Source organism: Pantoea sp. Tr-811 (assembly GCF_011752535.1).
Classification (GTDB): domain Bacteria; phylum Pseudomonadota; class Gammaproteobacteria; order Pseudomonadales; family Pseudomonadaceae; genus Aquipseudomonas.
Window position 1 is genome coordinate 380,156 of the sequence record NZ_VWXJ01000002.1, and the last position, 17,745, is coordinate 397,900.

At 64.6% G+C, this 17,745-nt stretch carries 20 protein-coding genes; 14 read left to right on the top strand and 6 right to left on the bottom strand.

What is annotated here, in order from left to right; genetic code table 11:
- The first annotated feature begins 54 nt into the window (after positions 1–54).
- From F3J44_RS04210 to F3J44_RS04220, 3 genes are all read left to right on the top strand, one after another.
- Positions 55–2,274: a primosomal protein N' gene (locus tag F3J44_RS04210; RefSeq protein WP_167064679.1), complete on the top strand. Its 2,220-nt coding sequence runs from the start codon at positions 55–57 to the stop codon at positions 2,272–2,274.
- A 164-nt stretch (positions 2,275–2,438) separates the two neighbouring features.
- Complete coding sequence (gene argS / locus F3J44_RS04215) at positions 2,439–4,175, top strand: arginine--tRNA ligase (RefSeq protein ID WP_167064682.1); 1,737 nt, start codon at positions 2,439–2,441, stop codon at positions 4,173–4,175.
- Position 4,176: 1 nt separating this feature from the next.
- Positions 4,177–4,881 (top strand): SPOR domain-containing protein, encoded by a 705-nt coding sequence (locus tag F3J44_RS04220; protein WP_167064685.1) that lies wholly within the window; start codon positions 4,177–4,179, stop codon positions 4,879–4,881.
- 119 nt (positions 4,882–5,000) lie between these two features.
- Here the strand turns inward: F3J44_RS04220 and F3J44_RS04225 are convergent, their stop codons facing one another.
- Positions 5,001–5,420 carry a TM2 domain-containing protein gene (locus F3J44_RS04225; protein ID WP_167270774.1) on the bottom strand — a complete coding sequence of 140 codons (420 nt, stop codon included), beginning with the start codon at positions 5,418–5,420 and terminating at the stop codon, positions 5,001–5,003.
- 168 nt (positions 5,421–5,588) lie between these two features.
- On the opposite strand from F3J44_RS04225, the gene F3J44_RS04230 reads away from it, so the two are divergent.
- Complete coding sequence (locus F3J44_RS04230; protein ID WP_167270776.1) at positions 5,589–6,218, top strand: C40 family peptidase; 630 nt, start codon at positions 5,589–5,591, stop codon at positions 6,216–6,218.
- 86 nt (positions 6,219–6,304) lie between these two features.
- On the opposite strand, the gene F3J44_RS04235 is transcribed toward F3J44_RS04230, so the two are convergent.
- Entirely contained in the window at positions 6,305–7,303 is a 999-nt protein-coding gene (locus F3J44_RS04235; RefSeq protein ID WP_167270778.1) for a type IV pilus twitching motility protein PilT, read from the bottom strand.
- Positions 7,304–7,369: 66 nt separating this feature from the next.
- Here F3J44_RS04235 and F3J44_RS04240 point away from each other — a divergent pair, with 66 nt between their 5' ends.
- The 9 genes from F3J44_RS04240 (at position 7,370) to F3J44_RS04280 (ending at position 13,927) form a co-directional block, all read left to right on the top strand.
- On the top strand, positions 7,370–8,056 hold the full coding sequence (locus tag F3J44_RS04240) for a YggS family pyridoxal phosphate-dependent enzyme (RefSeq protein ID WP_167270780.1): 687 nt from the start codon (positions 7,370–7,372) through the stop codon (positions 8,054–8,056).
- Between the two features lie 38 nt (positions 8,057–8,094).
- Positions 8,095–8,913, top strand: coding sequence for a pyrroline-5-carboxylate reductase (gene proC, locus F3J44_RS04245; RefSeq protein WP_167064701.1), 819 nt, complete (start codon positions 8,095–8,097; stop codon positions 8,911–8,913).
- Positions 8,914–8,923: 10 nt separating this feature from the next.
- Positions 8,924–9,514: a YggT family protein gene (locus tag F3J44_RS04250; RefSeq protein ID WP_167064704.1), complete on the top strand. Its 591-nt coding sequence runs from the start codon at positions 8,924–8,926 to the stop codon at positions 9,512–9,514.
- A gap of 87 nt (positions 9,515–9,601) precedes the next feature.
- On the top strand, positions 9,602–10,741 hold the full coding sequence (locus F3J44_RS04255) for a homoserine O-acetyltransferase (RefSeq protein WP_167064707.1): 1,140 nt from the start codon (positions 9,602–9,604) through the stop codon (positions 10,739–10,741).
- 7 nt (positions 10,742–10,748) lie between these two features.
- A complete protein-coding gene (gene metW / locus F3J44_RS04260; RefSeq protein ID WP_027920979.1) occupies positions 10,749–11,369 on the top strand; it encodes a methionine biosynthesis protein MetW in 621 nt (206 codons plus the stop codon).
- A 22-nt stretch (positions 11,370–11,391) separates the two neighbouring features.
- Entirely contained in the window at positions 11,392–11,826 is a 435-nt protein-coding gene (locus tag F3J44_RS04265; protein ID WP_167270782.1) for a DUF4426 domain-containing protein, read from the top strand.
- A complete protein-coding gene (gene rdgB / locus F3J44_RS04270; protein ID WP_205299667.1) occupies positions 11,826–12,419 on the top strand; it encodes an RdgB/HAM1 family non-canonical purine NTP pyrophosphatase in 594 nt (197 codons plus the stop codon). Before F3J44_RS04265 ends, rdgB begins: the two co-directional genes overlap by 1 nt.
- Positions 12,420–12,451: 32 nt before the next feature.
- A complete protein-coding gene (hemW, locus tag F3J44_RS04275; RefSeq protein ID WP_240158248.1) occupies positions 12,452–13,591 on the top strand; it encodes a radical SAM family heme chaperone HemW in 1,140 nt (379 codons plus the stop codon).
- A 9-nt stretch (positions 13,592–13,600) separates the two neighbouring features.
- Positions 13,601–13,927: a DUF3392 family protein gene (locus F3J44_RS04280; protein ID WP_027920975.1), complete on the top strand. Its 327-nt coding sequence runs from the start codon at positions 13,601–13,603 to the stop codon at positions 13,925–13,927.
- Positions 13,928–14,557: 630 nt separating this feature from the next.
- Here the strand turns inward: F3J44_RS04280 and trmB are convergent.
- The 4 genes from trmB to F3J44_RS04300 all read right to left on the bottom strand — a co-directional run bounded on the left by trmB (position 14,558) and on the right by F3J44_RS04300 (position 16,846).
- Positions 14,558–15,280: a tRNA (guanosine(46)-N7)-methyltransferase TrmB gene (gene trmB / locus F3J44_RS04285; protein ID WP_167064731.1), complete on the bottom strand. Its 723-nt coding sequence runs from the start codon at positions 15,278–15,280 to the stop codon at positions 14,558–14,560.
- Between the two features lie 9 nt (positions 15,281–15,289).
- Entirely contained in the window at positions 15,290–16,102 is an 813-nt protein-coding gene (locus F3J44_RS04290) for a thiazole synthase (RefSeq protein WP_167064736.1), read from the bottom strand.
- Between the two features lie 68 nt (positions 16,103–16,170).
- Entirely contained in the window at positions 16,171–16,371 is a 201-nt protein-coding gene (thiS, locus tag F3J44_RS04295) for a sulfur carrier protein ThiS (protein ID WP_167064739.1), read from the bottom strand.
- A gap of 103 nt (positions 16,372–16,474) precedes the next feature.
- Positions 16,475–16,846 carry a DUF423 domain-containing protein gene (locus F3J44_RS04300; protein WP_167270784.1) on the bottom strand — a complete coding sequence of 124 codons (372 nt, stop codon included), beginning with the start codon at positions 16,844–16,846 and terminating at the stop codon, positions 16,475–16,477.
- A 64-nt stretch (positions 16,847–16,910) separates the two neighbouring features.
- Here F3J44_RS04300 and mtgA point away from each other — a divergent pair, with 64 nt between their 5' ends.
- Positions 16,911–17,621 (top strand): monofunctional biosynthetic peptidoglycan transglycosylase, encoded by a 711-nt coding sequence (gene mtgA / locus F3J44_RS04305; protein ID WP_167064746.1) that lies wholly within the window; start codon positions 16,911–16,913, stop codon positions 17,619–17,621.
- Positions 17,622–17,745: the final 124 nt, after the last annotated feature.

Sequence of the window (17,745 nt, forward strand, 5' to 3'; positions counted from 1 at the left end):
GACCGTCGTCTGCTAGGCTCGCCAGTCATTGAAACGCCCTCCGAGACTTTCCGCGTGCCCGACGTCATCCTGCGCCTTGCCCTGCCTTCCCCCTTGCGTCGCCTGTTCGACTACCGGGCGCCAGCGAGCATGGCGCGCCAGACGCTGACGCCGGGCATGCGCATCCGGGTGCCGTTTGGCCGCCGCGAGATGATCGGGGTGCTGGTGGAAGTATGCGAGCACAGCGAGGTGCCGGCCGACAAACTCAAGCCGGCCAGCGCCCTGCTCGACCCGGTTTCGCCGGTGCCGGCGCCGCTGTTCAAGCTGTGCCTGTGGACCGCCCAGTATTACCAGCACAGCCTTGGCGACACCTTGAGCTGGGCTTTGCCAACCCTGCTGCGCCAGGGCGAGCCAGCCGAGATGCGCCAGGAGCGATTCTGGCACGTGGCCCCCGGCGCACGCCTGGAAGACCCGCGCATCGCCCGCGCCCCGCGCCAGCGCGATGCCCTCAAGACCCTGGCCCAGCACCCCCATGGCGTGGCCCACAGCCTGCTGAGCAAGCTCAACCTGAACAAGGACAGCCTCGACCTGCTGCTGGCCAAGGAGCTGGTCACGCTGGAAGTACGCCGCCAGTTGCCGGCCCAGCGCCACGAACACTGGCTGGCGCAGCCGGAACTGCCGCTCAACGATGAGCAGCGCGAGGCGTTCGATACCGTGCGCGAGGGCTTTGGCGGGTTTGCCGCGTTCCTGCTGGCCGGGGTTACCGGCAGCGGCAAGACCGAGGTGTACCTGCAACTGATCCGTGAAACCCTGGAAGCCGGCAAGCAGGCGCTGGTGCTGATTCCCGAGATCAACCTCGGCCCACAGACCCTGGCGCGCTTCGAGCAGCGCTTCAATGCGCGTATCGCCTTGCTGCACTCGGCGGTCAACGACCGCGAGCGCCTCGATGCCTGGCTGGCCGCTCGCGACGGCGAGGCCGACATCATCATCGGCACGCGCTCGGCGCTGTTCACACCGATGAAGAACCCCGGCCTGATCATCATCGACGAGGAGCATGACGGCTCCTATAAGCAGCAGGAAGGCTTGCGCTACCACGCCCGCGACCTGGCCTTGGTGCGTGCCCACCAGGAAAACGTGCCAATCCTGCTGGGTTCGGCCACGCCGTCACTGGAAACCCTGCACAACGCCCTGACCGGCCGCTACCGCCTGCTGCGCATGAACCAGCGCGCCGGTGGCGCCCGCCCACCGCGCATGCTGCGCCTGGACGTGAAGAGCCTGCCACTGGACAGCGGCATCAGCGGCCCGCTGCAACAAGCCATCCGCCAGACCCTGGAAGCCGGCCAACAGGTGCTGGTGTTCCTCAACCGCCGCGGTTTCGCCCCGACCCTGCTGTGCCACGACTGCGGCTGGCTGTCGGAATGCCCGCGCTGCGATGCGCGAATGACCGTGCACCAGCGCTCCGGCGTGCTGCGCTGCCACCACTGCGGCTATGACGAGCGGCTGCCGCACCAGTGCCCGCAATGCAACCACGTCGACCTGCGTCCGGTAGGTGCCGGCACCGAGCGCGCCGAGGAGCGCCTGAAGGTGCTGTTCCCGGACTACCCGATCCTGCGCGTGGACCGCGACAGCACGGCGCGCAAGGACGCCATGCAGCAGCTGTTCAGCACCATCCAGCGTGGCCAGCCGAGCATCCTCGTCGGCACCCAGATGCTGGCCAAGGGGCATCACTTCCCCCGGGTGACCTTGGTGGCAATCCTCGATGCCGACGGCGGCCTGTTCTCCGGGGACTTCCGCGCCAGCGAGCGCATGGCCCAGCTGATCGTGCAGGTGGCCGGGCGCGCAGGGCGGGCCGAGGAGCCTGGCAAGGTCATCATCCAGACCCACCTGGCCGACCACCCGCTGTTGGTACAACTGACCGAACAGGGTTACTTCGCCTTCGCCGAGCAGGCCCTGGACGAGCGCCGCAATGCCGGCCTGCCACCGTATTCGCACCTGGCCCTGCTGCGCGCCGAGGCGCACAAGCCCGGGCAGGCCGAAGGCTTCCTCGATGAAGCCTGCGCTGCCGCCGAGCGCCTGGTGGCCGAACAGCGGCTGCCGGGCATCGAGTTGCTGGGGCCGGTGCCGGCGCCCATGGAGCGCCGCGCCGGGCGCTTCCGGGCGCAATTGTTGATTCAGGCCAATACCCGGGCGCCTTTGCATCGACTGATCAGCGCCTGGTTGCTAGTGTTGGAGCAACTGCCGAGTGGGCGCCAGGTGCGTTGGTCGCTGGATGTCGACCCGGTCGACCTGTACTGACCTTTCGCGGCGCAAGGCCGCTCCTACAGGGCTCCGGATGGCTTTGTAGGAGCGGCCTTGCGCCGCGAAAGGTTGGCAACCCGCTCCCAGCCACGGATAATGCCCCGTTTTTCCACCTGCGCATCCAGGCGCTCCACCGCGCTTGCGGTCGAAAAGAGATCCCCATGAAAGACACCATTCGCCAGCTGATCCAGCAAGCCCTCACCCAACTCGTCACCGACGGTGTGCTGCCTGACGGGCTGTCGCCGGCGATTCAGGTGGAAAACGCCCGGGACAAGACCCACGGCGATTTCGCCAGCAACATCGCCATGATGCTGGCCAAGCCAGCCGGCATGAAGCCGCGTGACCTGGCCGACAAACTGATCGCCGCGCTGCCGGCCAGCGCCGACATCAGCAAGGTCGAGATCGCAGGCCCGGGCTTTTTGAACTTCTTCCAGAACACCGACGCCCTGGCCAACCGCCTGGACGCCGCCCTGGCCGACGCCCACCTGGGTGCGCGCAAGGCAGGCCCCGCGCAGAAGGTGGTGATCGACATGTCGGCGCCGAACCTGGCCAAGGAAATGCACGTCGGCCACCTGCGCTCGACCATCATCGGTGACAGCGTGGCGCGGGTGCTGGAATTCCTCGGTGACGATGTGATCCGCCAGAACCACGTGGGCGACTGGGGCACCCAGTTCGGCATGCTGCTGGCCTACCTGGAAGAAAACCCGATCACCAGCGACGAGCTGTCGGACCTGGAAAACTTCTACCGCGCCGCCAAGAAGCGCTTCGACGAGTCCGAGGAATTCGCCACCCGCGCCCGTGGCCTGGTGGTCAAGCTGCAGGCCGGCGACCCGGAGTGCATGGCGCTGTGGACGCGCTTCAAGGACATCTCGCTGTCGCACTGCCAGAAGACCTACGAACTGCTCAACGTCAAGCTGACCATGGCCGACGTGATGGGCGAAAGCGCCTACAACGCCGACCTCGCCAACGTGGTCGCCGACCTCAAGGCCAAAGGCCTGCTGGTCGAGGACCAAGGTGCCCAGTGCGTGTTCCTGGAGGAGTTCAAGAACAGCGAAGGCGAGCCACTGCCGGTAATCGTGCAGAAGGCCGACGGCGGCTACCTGTACGCCACCACTGACCTGGCCGCCGTGCGCTACCGCAGCAACGTGCTCAAGGCTGACCGCGCCCTGTACTTCGTCGACCAGCGCCAGGCGCTGCACTTCAACCAGGTGTTCGAAGTGGCCCGCCGCGCAGGCTTCGTCGGCCACCCGATGCAGATGGAGCACATGGGCTTCGGCACCATGAACGGCGCCGACGGCCGCCCGTTCAAGACCCGTGACGGCGGCACCGTGAAACTGATCGACCTGCTCACCGAGGCCAAGGAGCGCGCCTACGCGCTGGTCAAGGAAAAGAACCCGAGCCTGGCCGAGGACGAGCTGCGCAAGATCGGTGAGGTGGTGGGCATCGGTGCGGTGAAATATGCCGACCTGTCCAAGCACCGCACCAGCGACTACAGCTTCAACTTCGAGCTGATGCTCAATTTCGAAGGCAACACCGCGCCTTACCTGCTGTACGCCTACACCCGCGTGGCCGGCGTGTTCCGCAAGCTGGGCAAGGGCTTCGACGAAGTTGACGGCAACATCGTGCTGCAGGCTGCCCATGAGCAGGACCTGGCCGCACGCCTGGCCCAGTTTGGCGAAATCCTCAACAGCGTGGCCGACAAGGGCACGCCGCACGTGCTGTGCAGCTACCTGTACGACCTGGCCGGCCTGTTCTCAAGCTTCTACGAGAACTGCCCGATCCTCGCTGCCGAGACGCCAGAGCAGCAGCAGAGCCGCCTGCGCCTGGCCGCCCTGACCGGCCGCACCCTCAAGCAAGGTCTGGAACTGCTCGGCCTGGAAACCCTGGAGCGCATGTAAGTTGGCTGCCAAGAAGAAACCCGCTCCCAAGCGCGGCGCCAGCCGCCAGACGGCACCGGCCAAGCAGCCGATTCCCGGCTGGGTATGGCTGGCGGTCGGCCTGACGGTCGGTGCCTTCATCGTCTTCCTGATGAAGCTCGAACCCGGTGGCGGTGATATCAAGCGCACCAAGCCCGAGCAGCAGAAGCCGGAAAAGGTGGCAGAGGCCAGCAAGTCGACCACCACGGCGGCAACCCCGCAGCAGCCGGTGAAGCCGAAGTACGACTTCTATACCCTGCTGCCGGAGTCGGAAGTGATCGTGCCGCCCGAGGCCGTGCCAGAGAAGACTCCGCCGGTGCCGGCGCAACCGGTGACGCCGGTAACGCCCGCCGAAGCCGCGAAAATCGACACCGCCCGCGCCCAGGCTGCACTGCTGGGGCAAACGCCACCACCGGCGCCGCCTGTGATCAAGCCAGCGGCGACCACGCAGTTCTTCCTGCAGGCCGGTTCGTTCCGCAAGGAAGCCGATGCCGACAAGGTGCGCGCGCAGATCATCCTGCTGGGGCAAGCGGTGAAGGTGGAGTCGGGCACGGTCAAGGAAGAGACTTGGTACCGTGTGCTGGTTGGGCCGTTCAGCAACCGTGAACAGCTCACCGTGGCGCAGAAGCAGCTCGCCGGGGCCGGCTTCAGCAACCTGTTGCTGCAACAGCGACAGACTCGCCAGTGATCCAGCGATACGCCGCTTGCGCGGCGTATCGCAAGCACCTACCCGTCAGGCCACCCCCGCCCCCCGTAGGAGCGAGCAAAGCTCGCGAAGCGCCGCACCGCGGCGCACCTTTGCGCCCCCTACCGCCTAAGGCTGTTCCCCTCAGACACCTGGCTATTCAACGTCCAGAAGTCATACAACACCCCCACCAGGAACAGCCCCCCGGTAAAGAAGTAGATAATCGCCGTGACCCACTTGCCCTGGTACAACCGGTGCAAGCCGAAAACCCCAAGAAAGGTCAGCAAAATCCAGGCGATGTTGTAGTCGATGCGCCCGGACTGAAAACGTAAGTCCGCCTCACGGTCCATCGACGGAATCAGGAACAGGTCGATCAGCCAGCCAATGCCGAGCAGGCCAAAGGTGAAGAACCAGATGGTCCCGGTAACCGGCTTGCCGTAATAGAACCGGTGCGATCCGGTGAAGCCGAAAATCCACAGCAGGTAGCCAATCACCTTGCTGTGGGTGTCATGGTACGGCTCACCCTGTTGATAACTGTTCATTCATAGCCCTCGTGGGTTATCCGAAAATTTTCTAAAAAAAAATGTGACTTTTCAGCCCCAGGCCGACGTACGGCTGCATGACAATCGACCAACGGCCCTGAAAAGGAGCAAAAAGCTGTTATAAAGTTGCGCGCCCAACACACATAAACATTCATAAGAGCTTCATCTATGCCGCCTTTATTCAAGACATGGCTGACCCTCTGCCTATTATTGCCCCTGGCCGCCCACGCCACCAATCGTGAGCAACGTCTTCCCAATGGCTTTACCGGCTACACCAGCAACGCCTCGGTCAAGCACGCCCCCGTCAAGCAAACCGCCCTGCACACCCGCCATGGCAGCTCGGCCAAGGCCCACAACCTGCCAGCCGTGGCCGCCATGTCGCCCAAGCAGAGCAGCGATGTGCTCAGCCGTGCGGTGAATGTGCTCGGTACCCCTTATGTTTGGGGCGGCAGCAACCCGAAGAAAGGGTTCGACTGCAGCGGGCTGGTGAAGTATGCGTTCAACGACGTGGCAGACGTCGACTTGCCGCGTACCTCCAATGCCATGGCCCAGGGCCACGGGGTGAAAGTCGCCAAGGGTGACCTCAAACCAGGTGACCTGATCTTCTTCAACATCAAGAGCCGCCGGGTCAACCATGTGGCCATCTACCTGGGGAACGACCGCTTCATCCATGCGCCACGTACTGGCAAGCGGGTGAGCATCGACAACCTGAGCAAGCCTTATTGGCAGCAGCATTATGTAGTGGCCAAGCGGGTATTGCCCAAAGGCCAGCAGCAGCTGAGCCTGGCCAAGCGCTAGATCGGCGTTGGCTTCTTCGCGGGGCAAGCCCGCTCCTACACGGCCTGTAGGAGCGGGCTTGCCCCGCGAAAGGGCCGGAACAGGCGCTACAAATCGCCGATCACCCCTCTCTCCCTCAACCTGCGCATCGCCCCCTCCATCGTCCGCATCCCCTCCGCCGCCCCGGCCTGCATGACCGAACAGAGCTGCGCCATCCGCCCCTCACGCACCAGGTTGCGCACCGCCGGTGTCGCTACCAGCACCTCTCGCGCCGCCACTCGCCCACCCCCAACACGCCTGACCAACACCTGCGCCACCACCAGCCGCAACGACTCTGCCAGCATGGCCCGCACCAAGGGTTTTTCTTCTGCCGCGAACACTTCAACCAGCCGGTCGATGCTGCTGGCCGCCGAGCGCGTATGCACCGTGGCCAGCACCAGGTGCCCGGTTTCCGCCGCACGCAGCGCCAGGCGGATGGTTTCCAGGTCGCGCAGCTCGCCAATCAGGATCACGTCCGGGTCCTGGCGCAGGGCGCTGCGCAACCCCTGGGCAAAATCGCGGCAATGCCGGCCCACTTCCCGCTGGTTGACCAGGCTGCTCTGGCTGCTGTGGATAACTTCGACGGGATCTTCCAGGGTGATGATATGCAGCGCCCGCTCACGGTTGAGGCGGTCGACCAGAGCCGCAAGGGTACTGGTTTTACCACTACCGGTCGGGCCTCCCACCAGCACCAGGCCATCGGCATACTGCGCAACAGCTCGAAACACTTCTTCAAGGTCGAGGTCATCGATGCTGGGCACGCGATGAGGGATCAGGCGGAAGGTTGCGCCCAGGCCACGCAACTGGCGAAACAGGTTCAGACGAAAGCGCCCAAGCGCAGGCAGGTCCAGCGCCAGGTCCAGTTCGTCGCCTTGCAGCCATTGGCGGCATTGGCCTTCGTCCAGTAACGGCGCCAGGCTGTCGTTCAATGCAGCCGAGGTGATACTCGGCTGCGCCATGCGCCGCAATTCGCCGTCCACACGCAGCATCGGTACTTCGCCCGCAGCCAGGTGCAGGTCGCTCGCCCCTGCCTCCCCAGCCCGGGCCAACAGGTCGGTCACGTCCATGAGACTCCCCAATAGCCATCAAGCAGGTAGAATGCCGAAGACCTCCAGAGCCGACGGCACCGATCCATGTCCACCATAGCAGACAACCTTTCCGCCCTCGCCGCCCGCATTGGCGCGGCCGCCCAGGCTGCCGGCCGCGCCCCGGCGAGCATTCAGTTGCTGGCGGTGAGCAAGACCAAACCGGCCAGCGCCATCCGCGAAATCCATGCTGCCGGCGTGCGCGACGTGGGCGAGAACTACCTGCAGGAAGCCCTGGCCAAGCAAGATGAACTTCGCGACCTGCCCTTGATCTGGCACTTCATCGGCCCCATTCAGTCGAACAAGACCAAAGCCATTGCCGAACATTTCGACTGGGTACACTCGGTGGACCGCCTGAAAATCGCCCAACGCCTGTCCGAGCAGCGCCCTGCCGGCCTGGCACCGCTGAACATCTGCCTGCAGGTGAATGTCAGTGGCGAGGACAGCAAGTCCGGCTGTGCGCCGGCCGACCTGCCAGCACTGGCCAAGGCCGTGGCCGCGCTGCCCAACCTGCGCCTGCGCGGGCTGATGGCGATTCCCGAACCCACCGACGAGCGCGCCGAGCAGGAAGCCGCCTTCGCCACCCTGCGCCAGCTTCAGGAAAGCCTGGGCCTTGGCCTGGACACCTTGTCCATGGGCATGAGCCACGACCTGGAAGCTGCCATTGCACAGGGTGCGACCTGGGTACGCATTGGCACCGCCCTGTTCGGTGCGCGCAACTACGGCCCCGTCTGATTCCATGCTTTACTCACTCTTTCCCTCAAGGACCTGACATGAGCAAGACACGTATTGCCTTTATCGGCGCCGGCAACATGGCCGCCAGCCTGATCGGCGGCCTGCGTGCCCAGGGCCTGGATGCGGCGCAGATCCGCGCCAGCGATCCCGGCGCCGAGACCCGCACCCGCGTCCAGGCCGAGCACGGCATCGAGGCGTTCGCAGACAACGCCCAGGCCATCGCCGGTGCCGACGTGATCGTGCTGGCGGTCAAGCCGCAAGTGATGAAAGCGGTGTGCGAAGCCCTCAAGCCCAACCTTGAACCGGGCCAGCTGATCGTCTCCATCGCCGCCGGCATCACCTGCGCCAGCCTGCAGGCCTGGCTCGGCGCCCGCCCAGTGGTGCGCTGCATGCCCAACACCCCGGCGCTGCTGCGCCAGGGCGTCAGCGGCCTGTACGCCACGGCAGAGGTGTCCGGCGAACAACGCCAGCAGGCCGAGCAACTGCTGTCGGCCGTGGGCACCGCCCTGTGGCTGGAGCAGGAGCAGCAACTGGACGCCGTTACCGCCGTTTCCGGCAGCGGCCCGGCCTACTTCTTCCTGCTGATCGAAGCCATGACCGCTGCCGGCGAAAAACTCGGCCTGCCACGCGAAACGGCAACCCAGCTGACCCTGCAAACCGCCCTGGGCGCCGCGCACATGGCCGTGGCCAGCGACGTCGACGCCGCCGAGCTGCGCCGCCGCGTGACCTCGCCGGCCGGCACCACGGAAGCTGCGATCAAGTCGTTCCAGGGCAACGGCTTCGAGGCCATCGTCGCGCAGGCCCTGGAAGCTGCAGCGAAGCGTTCTGCAGAGCTTGCCGAACAATTGGGCAAATAAGGAGCTGTTGATGAATGCATTGTCCGGCGCCGCGATCTTCGTGGTGCAAACCCTGGTCAGCCTGTACCTGGTGATCGTCCTGCTGCGTTTCGTGCTGCAGCTGGTGAAGGCCAACTTCTATAACCCGCTGAGCCAGTTCGCGGTGCGCGCCACCCAGCCGCTGCTCAAGCCGATTCGCCGTGTCATTCCCAGCATCGGCGGCCTGGACACCTCGTCGCTGCTGCTGTCGATCGTCATCCAGGCACTGCTGATGGGCTTCGTGCTGATGGTCACCTATGGCACCTTCGGCGACGTCCTGCACCTGTTGATGTGGGCGATCATCGGCGTCACCTCGCTGTTCCTGAAGATTTTCTGGGTCGCGATGATCGTCATGGTGATCGTCTCGTGGGTTGCGCCGAACAGCCACAACCCAGCGGCTGAGCTGGCCTGGCAAATCAGCGAACCGGTGCTGGCGCCGTTTCGCCGCATCGTGCCCAACCTGGGCGGCATGGACATCTCGCCGATTTTCGCCTTCCTCGCGATCCAGGTGATCCAGTCGTTCGTCATGCCACCGCTGGCCGCCTACGCTGGCATGCCACAGGAACTGTGGCGGATGATCTGACCCCCGCACCCCCAGCGGCAAGCCTTTGCTTGCCGCTGGGGGTAGTGCTCTTTAGACTTACGCCTCCGTCAAGCGTGAGCAGGGTCGATGTCCACTGTCCTTCCCGAAGATTCCGTCGGTCTGGTTACACCGCAAACCGCCCGGTTCGATGAACCGCTGGCCCTGGCCTGCGGCCGCTCGCTGAACAGCTATGAGCTGGTCTACGAGACCTATGGCACCCTCAATGCCAGCGCGAGCAATGCCGTGCTGATCTGCCATGCCCTGTCCGGCCACCACCATGCCGCTGGCTACCATGCCGCCACCGACCGCAAGCCGGGCTGGTGGGACAGCTGCATCGGCCCTGGCAAGCCGATCGACACCAACCGCTTCTTCGTGGTCAGCCTGAACAACCTCGGCGGCTGCAATGGCAGCACCGGGCCCAGCAGCATCAACCCGGCCACCGGCAAGCCCTATGGCGCCGATTTCCCGGTACTGACCGTGGAAGACTGGGTGCACAGCCAGGCGCGCCTGGCCGACCGCCTGGGCATCGCGCAATGGGCCGCCATCGTCGGCGGCAGCCTGGGTGGCATGCAGGCGCTGCAATGGACCATGACCTACCCCGAGCGCGTGCGCCACTGCGTGGACATCGCCTCGGCGCCGAAGCTGTCGGCGCAGAACATCGCCTTCAACGAAGTGGCGCGCCAGGCCATCCTCACCGACCCCGAATTCCACGGCGGCTCGTTCCAGGACCAGGGCGTGATTCCCAAGCGCGGCTTGATGCTGGCGCGCATGGTCGGCCACATCACCTACCTGTCCGACGACTCGATGGGTGAGAAATTCGGCCGTGAACTCAAGAGCGACAAGCTCAACTACGACTTCCACAGCGTCGAATTCCAGGTCGAGAGCTACCTGCGTTACCAAGGCGAGGAATTCTCTGGCCGTTTCGACGCCAACACCTACCTGCTGATGACCAAGGCCCTGGACTACTTCGACCCGGCCGCGGCCAATGGCGGCGACCTGGCCGCCACCCTGGCCCACGTCAAGGCGGATTACTGCATCATGTCGTTCACCACCGACTGGCGCTTCTCGCCGGCCCGCTCGCGGGAGATCGTCGATGCCCTGATGGCCGCGCGCAAGAACGTCTGCTACCTGGAAATCGACTCGCCCTATGGGCACGATGCCTTCCTGATCCCCACGCCTCGCTACATGCAGGGTTTCGCGAACTACATGAACCGCATCGCCATCTGAGGACAGCATGAGAGCCGATCTGGAAATCATCCACGAGTGGATTCCCGCCGGTAGCCGGGTCCTGGACCTTGGCTGCGGCAATGGCGAGCTGCTGGCTTCGCTGCGCGACCGCAAGCAAGTCACCGGCTATGGCCTGGAAATCGACGCCGACAACATCGCCGCCTGCGTGGCCAAGGGCGTCAACGTGATCGAGCAGGACCTGGACAAAGGCCTGGGCAACTTCGCCAGCAACAGTTTCGATGTGGTGATCATGACCCAGGCCTTGCAGGCCGTGGAGTACCCTGACCGCATCCTCGACGAGATGCTGCGCGTGGGCCGCCAGTGCATCATCACCTTCCCCAACTTCGGCCACTGGCGCTGCCGCTGGTACCTGGCCACCAAGGGCCGCATGCCGGTGTCGGACTTCATGCCCTACACCTGGTACAACACGCCGAACATTCACTTCTGCACCTTCGCCGACTTCGAAGAGCTGTGCCATGAGCGCCGCGCCAAGGTGCTCGACCGCCTGGCCGTGGACCACTTGCACCGCAACGGGTGGGGTGGGCGGCTTTGGCCTAATCTTCTAGGGGAAATCGGCATTTATCGTGTCAGCAGCCCCGGCCTGCAGGAGCACCAGCTGGCGGTCTGACGCCCACCGGAGGATCCGCCACATGCGTCGCCTAGCCCTGTTCCTGTTCAGCCTATGCCTGGCCCTGCCAGTGCTGGCGGCCGATGCCGCCCGCCCCGAGCGCAAGGAAGTGTTCGGCGACGTGACGGTGCACTACAGCGCCTTCACCTCCAGCCTGTTGCAGCCAGACATCGCCGCCGCCACCGGGCTCACCCGCAGCAAGAACCAGGGCGTGCTCAACATCGCCGTGATCAAGGCCAACAAGCCGGCCATGGCGGTGGTCAGCGGCACCGTGAAGGACCTGACCGGGCGCGCCAGCCCGCTGTCGTTCAAGCAGATAACCGACCAGGGCGCGGTGTACTACATCGCCCAGTTCAAGATCGAGCAGGCCGATACCCTGACCTTCGACCTCAACATCGAAACCGGTGGCATCAGCCACTCACTCAGTTTCAACCAGGACGTTTTCCCAGGCGAATGATGAATTTCCAGCAACTCGTATTGGCCAGCCACAACGCTGGCAAACTCAAGGAACTGCAGGCCATGCTCGGCCAGTCGGTGCAACTGCGCTCGATCGGTGAGTTCAGCCAGGTGGAGCCTGAAGAAACCGGCCTGTCGTTCGTCGAAAACGCCATTCTCAAGGCGCGCAATGCCGCACGCATCTCCGGCCTGCCGGCGCTGGCCGACGACTCGGGCCTTGCCGTGGACTTCCTCGGCGGTGCGCCGGGCATCTATTCGGCGCGCTACGCCGACGGCAAGGGCGATGCAGCGAACAACGCCAAGCTGCTCGACGCCCTGAAGGACGTGCCTGAAGACCAGCGCGGCGCCCAGTTCGTCTGCGTGCTGGCCCTGGTACGCCACGCCGACGACCCGCTGCCGATCCTGTGCGAAGGCCTGTGGCACGGGCGCATCCTGCGCGAGGCCAGCGGCGAACATGGCTTTGGCTACGACCCGCTGTTCTGGGTGCCGGAGCGCAACTGCTCCAGCGCCGACCTCGCCCCTGTGGATAAAAATCAGCTCAGCCACCGCGCCCGCGCCATGGCCCTGCTGCGTCAACGTCTGGGCCTGGCATGATCGCAACGCTGTCCCAAGCGGGTGCGGCGGCCTTGTCCAGCCTGCCGCCACTGGCGCTGTATATCCACATACCGTGGTGCGTGCGCAAATGCCCGTACTGCGACTTCAATTCCCATGCCGCCGGGCCTGAGCTGCCGGAAGAGGCCTATGTCGACGCCCTGTTGACCGACCTCGACCTGGAACAGGCCGCCGTGCAGGGCCGCCCGCTGTCGTCGATTTTCTTCGGTGGTGGCACACCGAGCCTGTTCAGTGCCAACGCCCTGGGCCGCCTGCTGCGCGGCGTGGAACAACGCATTCCCTTCGCCCCGGACATCGAGATCACCCTTGAGGCCAACCCGGGCACGTTCGAGCAGGACAAGTTCAAGGCCTACCGGCAAACCGGCATCAACCGCCTGTCGATCGGCGTGCAAAGCTTCCAGCCAGCCAAGCTGGAGGCGCTGGGGCGCATCCACAACGGCGATGAAGCCATTCGTGCCGCTGGCATGGCGCGAGCAGCGGGCTTCGACAACTTCAACATGGACCTGATGCACGGCCTGCCCGAGCAATCGCTGGACGATGCCCTGGGCGACCTGCGCCAGGCCATCGACCTGGGGCCGACGCACCTGTCGTGGTACCAGCTGACGGTGGAGCCAAACACGGTGTTCTGGAACCAGCCGCCGGAGCTGCCGGAGGACGACATCCTCTGGGACATCCAGGAAGCCGGCCAGGCGCTGATGGCCGCCCACGGCTTCAGGCAATACGAAGTGTCGGCCTACGCCCAACCCGAGCGCGCAGCCCGGCACAACCTCAACTACTGGCGCTTTGGTGATTTCATCGGCATTGGCGCGGGTGCCCACGGCAAGCTGACCTTCGCCGATGGCCGCATCCTGCGTACCTGGAAAACCCGCCTGCCCAAGGACTACCTGAACCTGGCCAAGCCGTTCAAGGCCGGCGAGAAGCTGCTGCCGGCCGACGAGCTGCCTTTCGAGTTCTTGATGAATGCCCTGCGCCTGACCGATGGCGTCGAGGCCGAGCTGTTCGCCCAACGCACCGGGCTGCCCCTGGCGCAGCTGGCCGAGGCCCGCCGCGCCGCCGAACAAAAGGGCCTTTTGCAGGTCGAACCGGATCGATTGGTGGCCACGCCACGCGGCCAACTGTTCCTCAATGACCTGCTGCAGTATTTCTTGACCTAAGGATGACCCATGGATCTGGTACTTGATCTGCTCGCCACGGTTTCCCGCTGGAGCCGCAGCAACCTGTCGGAGATTTCCCTGGCCCTGGTAGGCTGCCTGCTGGTGTTGTTCGGCACCGATATCAAGGGCTGGGTCGACCAGCGCCTGGGTGCCCTGGCGGGCGCGCTGCGGGTGCCGGTGATGGCTGCGCTGGTGATGATCGGCAGTGGTGCGGCGCTGATCTATGCCACGCCCTGGGTGGTGAAAGGGTTGGGGCAGTTCAACAACTACGCGCTGGCGCCGGTGTTATTGGTGGTGCTGGTGCTGATCGGCGTGGTGGCTGATCGCCGGGGGTGAAGCGGCTAAAAGCTGCCCCAGCGAACCGGGGCAGCCCTACCACCTAACTAGCCCTTATTGGGCATCGTCGAAGTGATCGCGCATGAAATCTCGCGCGGCCTTGAGCACAGTCAAGATCCGAATGAGCTTCCAGACACGGCTCAGCGCATCAAGCAAACGCTTCATATGCCTTGGCCTCCGTGTTGGCGGGCCAATCTTCCAGCATCTAACCGGCGCTTCGATGCCTTCGAAATCTGTGTGGGAGATATCGGTGAAGTGGCCAGGTCAATGGCCCTTCGAAAGAGACTCACCGGCACGGTTCTCAGGCCGTGTCGAAGGGGCCGGAAAGCAGAATTCTTCTCCTACCCGGCCCATCACCGAACTCATCCTCACAGGAGCATCGCGATGATACTTGGGATGCTCGATAGAAGCTGTTAACCGCTCCGACACACATGATGCCGGATATTTCTGATCATTGACCCACTCACTCGGGATGCCTATGATCCACTGACTGTGTGGGGGTTTTCGGTGAAGTCCCAGAGCGAAGGATACTCAGTCCTAGCGCTCACACAAAAAAACCGCTCTTTTCAGAGCGGTTTTTTTTGCCTGCATTTCTACAGGCTCAGCACATCGAAAGGCTCAAATTGCCAATCAATCCACCTTCTCGAACTTCAGATCCCACACCCCATGCCCCAGCCGCTCGCCGCGGCGTTCGAACTTGGTGATCGGGCGCTCTTCCGGGCGCGGTACATAGGTGCCGTCTTCAGCGCGGTTACGATAGCCCGGGGCGGCGCTCATCACTTCCAGCATGTACTCGGCATAGGGCTCCCAGTCGGTGGCCATGTGGAACACGCCACCGGGCTTGAGCTTGCGGCGTACCAGCTCGGCGAACTCCAGCTGGACGATGCGGCGCTTGTGGTGGCGCGCCTTGTGCCATGGGTCGGGGAAGAACAGCATCAGGCGGTCGAGGCTGTTGTCGGCCACGCAGCGGTTGAGCACTTCAATCGCATCGCAGTCATACACCCGCAGGTTCTTCAGGCCCTGGGTCAGCACGCCGTTGAGCAGCGCACCAACACCCGGACGGTGCACTTCGACACCGATGAAGTCCTGCTCCGGTGCGGCCGCGGCCATTTCCAGCAAGGAATGGCCCATGCCGAAGCCGATCTCCAGGGTGCGTGGCGCCGAGCGGCCGAACACCTGGTCGTAGTCCACCGGGCTGTCGGCCAGCGGCAGGATGAACAGCGGGCCGCCCTGGTCGAGGCCGCGTTGCTGGCCTTCGGTCATGCGCCCGGCGCGCATCACGAAACTCTTGATGCGGCGGTGGGGGCGCTGGTCGCCGTCGGCGGAGATCGGCGTATCTTGCGAGTCAGTCATCAGGGGCTCTTACTTGATCAGACCATCCAGCGGCGAAGAGGCGCTGGCGTAGAGTTTTTTCGGCATGCGGCCGGCGAGGTAGGCCATGCGACCCGCCAGAATGGCGTGCTTCATGGCCTCGGCCATGACCACCGGCTGCTGGGCGTGGGCAATGGCCGAGTTCATCAGCACGGCCTCGCAGCCCATTTCCATGGCGATGGTGGCGTCAGAGGCGGTGCCCACACCGGCATCGACCAGCACCGGCACCTTGGATTCTTCCAGGATGATCTGCAGGTTGTACGGGTTGCAGATGCCCAGGCCAGTGCCGATCAGGCCAGCCAGTGGCATCACCGCGATGCAGCCGGCCTCGGCCAGCTGGCGGGCGATGATCGGGTCGTCGCTGGTGTACACCATCACGTCGAAACCGTCCTTGACCAGCACTTCGGCGGCCTTGAGGGTTTCGATCACGTTGGGGAACAGGGTTTTCTGGTCGGCCAGCACTTCCAGCTTCACCAGGGTCCGCGACTCGTGGGACTTGTGGCCATCGAGCAGTTCACGGGCCAGGCGGCAGGTGCGCACCGCCTCGACAGCGTCATAGCAGCCTGCGGTGTTTGGCAGGATGGTGTACTTGTCGGGCGACAGCACATCGAGCAGGTTCGGCTCGCCTGCATTCTGGCCAAGGTTGGTCCGGCGCACGGCCACGGTGACGATCTCGGCACCCGAGGCTTCGGTCGCCAGGCGGGTTTCTTCCATGTCACGGTATTTGCCGGTGCCAACCAGCAGGCGCGACTGGAAAGTGCGCCCGGCCAGGATGAAAGGCTTGTCGCTGCGAACGTTGCTCATCGATGTTCCTCTGGAAAGGTTACGGGGCTATCGGGTGAAGCGCGGGCAGGTGAGGCGCCGAAAAGGGCTCAACCACCGCCGATGGCGTGGACCACCTCGACCTGGTCGCCGTCGTTCAGCAGCGTGCTGGCGTGCTGGCTACGCGGCACGATATCCAGGTTGAGTTCCACCGCCACCCGGCGCCCGGTCAGTTCCAGGCGGGCCAGCAGCGCCGCGACGCTCTCGCCGGCGGGCAATTCGTAAGGTTCACCGTTCAGTTGAATGCGCATGCGCACGGCCACCGTTGTGCTTTGGGGGCCCGCATTCTAGCGCCGATCAACGGCTTAACCCAAGGGCGGCGCGCACCATTAGTCGCGATTGTGGACCGCTTGGTCAGCCCAGGCGCCAGGCTGCCAGGCCCAGGCACAGCCATCCGGCGAGGAAACACAGGCCGCCAATCGGGGTGATGATGCCCAATTTCCCCAGGCCGCTGAGGGTCAGCAGGTACAGGCTACCGGAGAACAGCACGATGCCCAGGGCGAACAGACCACCGGCCCAGCCGACCAGCCGGCCCGGCAGATGCGCCGAAAGCAGGGCCACGCCGAAGATCGCCAGGGCATGCACCAGCTGGTAGGTGACGCCGGTGTGGAAGATGGCCAGGTAGTCGGCGGTGAGGCGGTTTTTCAGCCCGTGTGCGGCGAAGGCACCCAGGGCGACACCGGTAAAGCCGAAAAAGGCGGCGAGCATCAGGAAGCTGCGAAGCATGGGACGACTCCTCGTATCGGGTCTGTATAATGGCCCGTTCCAACGGTCCGGCCAAGCCATCGCCATGCTGTCATCCCTTATCCGCCGCCTTGCCCGCGCCCTGTTCTGGTTCGCTGCCGGCAGCTTCGTGCTGGTGCTGGTGCTGCGCTGGGTGCCGCCGCCCGGCACCGCCCTGATGGCCGAGCGCAAGGTGCAGTCGTGGCTCAGCGGCGAGCCGATCGACCTGCAGCGCGACTGGGAGCCCTGGGACAACATTTCCGATGAGCTCAAGGTGGCGGTGATCGCCGGCGAGGACCAGAAGTTCGCCAGCCACTGGGGCTTCGACATCCCCGCGATTCAGGCGGCGCTGGCCTACAACGAGCGTGGCGGCAGCATTCGCGGCGCCAGCACCCTGACCCAGCAAGTGGCCAAGAACCTGTTCCTGTGGTCGGGCCGCAGTTGGTTGCGCAAGGGGCTGGAGGCCTGGTTCACGGCGCTGATGGAGCTGCTGTGGCCGAAGGAGCGTATTCTCGAGGTCTACCTGAACAGTGCGGAATGGGGCAAGGGCGTGTTCGGCGCCCAGGCAGCGGCGCGTTATCACTTCGGCATCGACGCCAGCAAACTGAGCCGCCAGCAGGCTGCGCAACTGGCTGCGGTACTGCCTAGCCCGATCAAGTGGAGCGCGAGCCGGCCAAGTGCCTACGTGGCAAGCCGGGCCGGGTGGATTCGCCGGCAGATGAGCCAGCTGGGCGGGCCGAGCTACCTGATGCAGCTGGACAGTTCGCGCAGGCTGTGAGGTGTTGGGGCTGCTGTGCAGCCCATCGCGAGCGTTGCTCGCTCCTACCAGTTCAGCGTACGCCCCCCTCTAATGAAATGGCATAAAAAAGCCGCAGGCCCTCATCGGACCTGCGGCTTTTCAT